5 protein-coding genes are annotated in these 5,986 nt (G+C 58.8%); 2 read left to right on the top strand and 3 right to left on the bottom strand.

Annotation, left to right across the window (positions count from 1 at the left end; translation table 11 throughout):
* Position 1 precedes the first annotated feature (1 nt).
* Positions 2-706 (top strand): DUF58 domain-containing protein, encoded by a 705-nt coding sequence (locus Q0288_RS04515; RefSeq protein ID WP_299427822.1) that lies wholly within the window; start codon positions 2-4, stop codon positions 704-706.
* Between the two features lie 63 nt (positions 707-769).
* On the opposite strand, the gene Q0288_RS04520 is transcribed toward Q0288_RS04515, so the two are convergent.
* The 3 genes from Q0288_RS04520 to Q0288_RS04530 form a co-directional block, all read right to left on the bottom strand.
* Positions 770-1,522, bottom strand: a complete 753-nt coding sequence (locus Q0288_RS04520) for a hypothetical protein (RefSeq protein ID WP_299427825.1) — start codon at positions 1,520-1,522, stop codon at positions 770-772.
* Between the two features lie 122 nt (positions 1,523-1,644).
* On the bottom strand, positions 1,645-2,103 hold the full coding sequence (locus Q0288_RS04525; RefSeq protein WP_299427828.1) for a hypothetical protein: 459 nt from the start codon (positions 2,101-2,103) through the stop codon (positions 1,645-1,647).
* A gap of 69 nt (positions 2,104-2,172) precedes the next feature.
* Positions 2,173-4,293 carry an ATP-dependent helicase gene (locus tag Q0288_RS04530; protein WP_299427831.1) on the bottom strand — a complete coding sequence of 707 codons (2,121 nt, stop codon included), beginning with the start codon at positions 4,291-4,293 and terminating at the stop codon, positions 2,173-2,175.
* A gap of 193 nt (positions 4,294-4,486) precedes the next feature.
* Between Q0288_RS04530 and Q0288_RS04535 the strand changes: the two genes are divergently transcribed.
* Complete coding sequence (locus tag Q0288_RS04535) at positions 4,487-5,872, top strand: phosphoglucomutase/phosphomannomutase family protein (protein WP_299427836.1); 1,386 nt, start codon at positions 4,487-4,489, stop codon at positions 5,870-5,872.
* Positions 5,873-5,986: the final 114 nt, after the last annotated feature.

A 5,986-nucleotide genomic window follows, 5' to 3' on the forward strand; every position in this document is an offset into this window, starting at 1 on the left:
GATCCGAACCCGCCCCACCCAGCCTTTTGCTGGCGATCGCACCCAGGCCATACCGGGGCGGGGACTGGAATTCTACGAGCTGCGCGGCTACGCCCAGGGTGACGAGCCACGCTTTATTGACTGGCGGGCCTACGCCCGCACGGGTCGGCTCTATACCCGCCTCTACCAGGCCGAAGCCCCCGCCCGCTTCACCTTTTTCTTGGATGGCTCACCCAGCATGGAGTTGTGGGGAAAACAGGCTTATGCCCAACGAATATCGCGGGTACTGGCTGATTCGGCCAGGTCGGAGGGGGCCTTTGTGTGGGGCAGTGGCCGTTACCGTGGGCAGGTTCGCCCGGTAGTGCAAGGGCCATCGGTGCTGTTGAACTTCCCCCGGCCCAGGGGCGTCACCGTGCTTGTTACCGATGGTTTGGATGAGCTGGACTGGTCCCGTCTTCTGCAAAAGCTGCGTCAGGTGGTGCTGGTTCAGGTGATGGCCCCAGAAGAACTCGCCCCCAGATTTACCGAAGCCCTGCTGCACGATGTAGAGGTAGGGAACCGGATGGAGGTGGGTGAAGCAGAGATACGGGGCTATCAAGATGCACTCGAGAAACATCTACTGCGACTGAGAGTCACTGCCCGCAGGCTGGGCAGCTATGCCCTGTTGCGTGTGGGCGAGCCCATGGTGCCCGCCCTGCTGCGGCAGGGCGTTTTGGAAGAGCGTTGAGCCACCAGATCCCAAGGGCGGTTCGCGCGCCCTGGAAGGAGGGAATCCATCCCCGAGCTACCCCTAGAGGGTGAAGGTTTCCGGGGGGAGGGCGTAGCCCAGAGTTTCCAGCAAGGCTGCCAGATGAAACTTTTGGAACTCCTCCGGCGGGACATACTCGCCAATCATCCGCAGGGCCTCCGCTGGTAGCGGCCTGAGTGCTATAAGGCTGTGATAGGGCTGTAGCAAAGCCAGAGGCAGGGTTCCACCGGCATATAAAATCAGATCGGCCTGACGGGCTACCACGGTAGCCTGTACTTCGGCAGCCGCAACCACCCCTTGTTGGGGGGCTGGCAGTCGTTGCAGAAAACTTTCGCCTTCGGGGAAGCTCCGGCTCAGTATCGAGACTTTGGTCAGGCCGCGCAGTCCCTGGGCCAGTTCGGAGCGGATAGGGCCGAGCCACAGCGCCTTATCACCTAAGGCGTAGCGGCGAATCAGATTGGCCAGAGCGATGGGCTCGAGGTAGAACCCCCGGGTTCCCGTAACTTCGGGCACCACCAGATCCACCCGCCGGGCTTGCTCGGCTTCGGCCTCGAGGTTTTGCACCGCATCCAGGGCCAGGGCTTGCAGGCCAGAGTCTTCCAGGACTGCGCCGCGAAGGTTCAAGGGCTGTAGCGCTGCGAGCGCGGCTTCAAGGTTGATTCCCGGCTGACTGGCATAAACAAACAGGGGCAAATTATGGTGCATCGAAGCCGTCAAAAGCGGCTGATACCAACGGCTTTGGCCCTGGTGTAACACCGCCAGCGGGCGGGTCGCTGCATAGTCACGGGAGTGCATCGCCCCTAATCTACAACGCCCGTTGGCGGTACGCTGTGAATACTCGGGTATTGGGCCTGTAGCCACCCCGGCAACCGAACGAGGCTGAATACCCGGCTATCAACTTTCGACAGCCGTACAGCTCAGAAGCCTTCGACAATAAAGCCTACGGTGAAGCGCTGGAAGCTCTCCGAGCCAATCACCTGACTGACCTCGAGATAAGGGCGGTAGCCGCGTTCGGGAAACTGAATTCCCATAGAGAAAATAGCGTAAAAGCGTTCTCCAAAGCGCAACCGTAGCTCGTTCTGGGCGGTGTAGCCGGTAATTCCCACGGCCAGACCTCCGGCTAAGTACGGACGTACCAGCAAAAAGAAGGGCAGCGCATAGATCACTTCACCACTTATGTATAGGCCACCGGGTGACCCAATTACCAGCTGAGAGCGAAAATCAATTGGATAGCCATCCAGATACAGGCCCAGGTGGCCCATGAAATTGCCGCTGGGGCCGTTGCGTACCGAAAAGCCAATATCGGCCCCACTGGCAAAGGCCACTCCCAGCATTAGAACCAGTGTCGCTCCCAGACGTCGAATATGCTTTTTCATACCTTCACCCTACCCGGCACAGGGCGGTTTGTGCGAGGGAACACTAAAGAGTCGCTTAGATAGCCTTAATCAATCCAGTCGCTCCAGTCCGGCGAATTTCACCGCTAGCTTTTTCAGGCCGAGGCCGGGGAACATCACCGTGACCTCCCCGCCCAACGCGGCCACCACCGTCCCGCTGCCAAACTTGGGATGTTTGACCTTTTCCCCTCCTTTGAACTCGGACAGTTGGGTTCGGGGCTTGGGATCTCGACGGTTCGAGGACAACACCGGCGCCGCACTATCTCCAAAAGCTCCTACTTCCTTGAGCAGGTCCTGGGGAATATCCTCCAGAAAGCGGCTCGGGCGGGTGAATTCCCGCTTGCCGAAGGTCTCGCGTTCTTCGGCATAGGAGAGATAGAGGCTGTCCTGGGCACGGGTGATGCCCACATAAAAAAGTCGCCGCTCCTCTTCCAGATCCTCCAGGCGATTCAGGCTGTTGCGATGGGGGAGGAGGTTTTCTTCCAGACCCACCAGGAATACCGTGGGAAACTCGAGGCCCTTGGCGTTGTGCAGGGTCATGAGCGTGACAGCTTCCTCCGGCACTTTGCCCTGGGGTTCTTCTGCTCTGGCGGTCAGGGCCACTGAGTCCAGGAAGTCGGAGAGGGTTCCGCCTTCTTCTTCCTCCCAGTCACGCGCCGCCCGCAGAAGCTCTTCCACGTTTTGCAGACGATCTTCTCCATCCTGCTCCTGTTTGAGTGCATCACGGAAGCCAGTTTCGTCCAGCACTCGCTCAAAAAAAGCTGCCGGGCCGGTCTCGAAAGCGGCCTCCATCAGCTCGTCGAGCAGCTTGACAAAAGCCTGTACCTGCTGAGGTCTATTGATCACCTGTTCAGCAGCACGGAAGGCATCGAAGACCGTACCGCCGCCCTTCTGAGCATGCTCGACCAGCCGGGCCAGCGTAGTAGCCCCAATGCCGCGGGGAGGGGTATTGACAATCCGGCGCAGGTTGATGGAGTCTGCGGGGTTGATGGCAACCCGCCCGTAGGCCAGCAGATCCTTAATTTCCCGGCGCTCGAAAAACCCCACCGCCCCCACCAGCCGCACCGCCACCTGGGCACGGCGCAGGTGTTCTTCCAGCAAGCGCGACTGGGCATTGGTGCGGTAGAGCACCGCGATGTCTTTATAGTTTCCCAGCTTAACGATTTCCCGTGCTACGAAAGCGGCCTCTTCGCGGGCGTTGGGGGCGCGGTAAGCTCGAACCGGGTCGCCCCCAGCCTTGGTAGGGCGAAGGACTTTCTCCAGCCGCAGGGCGTTTTTCTCGATAACGGCGTTGGCAACCTGCAGAATAGTGTGGCTCGAGCGGTAGTTGTCTTCGAGGCGGATGATCCGGGCCCCGGGGTAGTCCTTGCTGAAGTCGAGAATGTTGTTAATGTCGGCATTGCGAAAGCCATAGATGCTCTGATCGGGGTCGCCCACCACCATCAGGTTGGGCTGGTCTCCGGCCAGCAGCCGGGTTAGCTCGTACTGCACAGGGTTGGTGTCCTGATACTCGTCCACATGGATAAAACGGGCACGCTGTCGCACCTTGTACAACACCTCGAGCCGCTGTTCAAACAGCTCGATGGTGAGGAGCAAGAGGTCGTTAAAGTCCACCGCCCCTTGCATCCGCAGCCCACTCTGGTATCTGCGATATGCCTCTGCTGCAATATCCTTAGGCACCCCACCAATAAAGTCGGGGGCCTCGCGCATGAACTCCACCAGACCATCGCCCCGGTTCTTGATTCGGTCAATCATAGCCCTGAAAGGGCCTGGCTTGGCTTCGATCTCGAGCTCTTTCAAAATCTCCTTCAAGAGCGCGTTCTGGTCATCATCATCGTAGATCACGAACCCCGACTTGAGCCCCACGTACTCGCCATAGGTGCGCAAAATCCGCACCGCTGCTGAGTGGAAGGTAGATACCCAGAGGTCTTTAGCCCCCGGCCCCACCATCTTTTCTAGCCGCTCCTTCATCTCGCCGGCTGCTTTATTGGTAAAGGTCACGGCCAGGATCTCGGCGGGATACACCCGCCGTTCGCGTAGCAGGTATGCAATCCGGTGAACCACGGTGCGGGTCTTGCCAGAACCCGCACCGGCCACTACCAGGGCCGGGCCTTCAAAGTGCTTGACGGCCTCCTGTTGGGAGGGGTTGAGGGAAGATAGGAGGTCGGACATAGAGCCCCGAAAGTGTATCATCCAGCAGCAAAGAGGGGGGTGAACCAGGTGGCAATGCCCTTCGAAACTCGCCTCTGGGTAGACCGAGGGATGCCATAAAGCGAATTCAACCTCGAGCCCTGGGGCTGCCCTGTATAGTGTTCCCGGTATGGACATGGCAAATGAACTAGCCAGTAATTACAAAATCCCGCCTATGGCGGGCATCAAGTTTGGCACCGACGGCTGGCGAGCCATTATTGGCGACCAATTCACCTTCGACAACGTGGCGAGCGTTGCCCAGGCATACGCAGAATATTTGCTCCTTCAGCAAGGCAAAAAAGTAGTGGTAGGCTATGATACCCGTTTTATGGCGGGCAGGTTTGCCCGGAGGGCTGCCGAGGTGCTGGCTGCCAATGGTCTGGAAGTACACCTTGCCAAATCCTTTGTGCCCACCCCAGTGCTCTCTTTTGCCGTCACCCATTTGCAGGCCGATGGTGGGGTGATGATTACCGCCAGCCACAACCCCGCAGAGTACCTCGGTTTCAAAATCAAGGGCCGGTACGGAGGAGCCGCCACCCCTGCCATGATTGCTGAAGTGGAGCACCGGCTCGGCGCAAGACCCCGGTGGGGCGAAGCCCCCATTCACAGCTTCGATGTGCGCAAAGCCTACTACGACTTCTTGACCAGCCAGCTGGATATTGAAGCCCTCAAGGCCTACGACGGGGTGATCTACCACGACAGCCTGGGTGGCGCGGGCGCGGGCTGGCTGGCTGGTTTTGTTAAACACGCCGGGCTGGAACTGGAGTTGCGCGAATTGCACGCGGTGCCCGACCCGATGTTTTATGGGGTGCATCCCGAGCCCATTCCCCAGAACCAGTTCGCCATTATGACCGTGCTCAGGGCGGAGGAAGACCCGACTTTTGCTGTTGTCAACGATGGTGATGCCGACCGAATTGGGGCCGTGCTGGCCGGGGGAGGCAACTTCAACAGCCATCAAATTTTTGCGGTATTACTCAACCATCTGCACAGCAAAGGGTTAACCGGACGGGTGGTCAAGACCTTCTCGACCTCCCGAATCGTGGACAAGCTGGCCCAAAAACTGGGGCTGGAGCTGGTGGTGACACCCATCGGCTTCAAATACATCACCGACGAGATGCTGAAGGGTGGGGTCTTGATTGGAGGCGAGGAATCGGGCGGCATCGGCGTGGCCGGGCACCTCCCCGAGCGTGATGGGCTGCTGAATGCCCTGTTACTTTTAGAATCGGTGGTGCGAACCGGCAAAAGCCTGGGACAGCAATTTGCTGAGATCGAAGCCGAGGTGGGCTTCAAACATGCCTATGATCGGATGGATTTGCAGTTACCTTCGATGGAGCACATCCAGGCTGCCATGGCCAGGGTGCAAAACCCACAGACCATTGCCGGTCTGGAGGTGAGCGGCACCGAGAATCTGGACGGCATTAAGTGGATTTTTGGTGAAACCGGATGGCTGCTCTTTCGGGCTTCCGGAACCGAACCGGTGCTACGCATCTACTGTGAGGCTCAGGCCGAAAAGACCGTCAAATCGGCACTGGCCGAGGCCAAGAAGCTGGTAGGGGTATAAATTTCGCGATCCAAAGCAGACCCTTCGGGGTTTATGGTGGGTCGCCCGGATCCGATTTGGGTTTTCTCAGGCGATGGTGTATTAATCTGGACTGGGGAAAAGGATGAGACTTAT

This window comes from uncultured Meiothermus sp. (genome assembly GCF_937863175.1).
In the GTDB taxonomy this organism is placed as follows: Bacteria; Deinococcota; Deinococci; order Deinococcales; family Thermaceae; genus Meiothermus.

Excerpts from the sequence above, each read along its gene's own strand:
- Q0288_RS04520 (WP_299427825.1), bottom strand. The coding sequence starts at position 1,522 with ATGCACTCCCGTGACTATGCAGCGACCCGCCCGCTGGCGGTGTTACAC.
- Q0288_RS04525 (WP_299427828.1), bottom strand. The coding sequence starts at position 2,103 with ATGAAAAAGCATATTCGACGTCTGGGAGCGACACTGGTTCTAATGCTG.
- Q0288_RS04530 (WP_299427831.1), bottom strand. The coding sequence starts at position 4,293 with ATGTCCGACCTCCTATCTTCCCTCAACCCCTCCCAACAGGAGGCCGTC.
- Q0288_RS04535 (WP_299427836.1), top strand. The coding sequence starts at position 4,487 with ATGGCGGGCATCAAGTTTGGCACCGACGGCTGGCGAGCCATTATTGGC.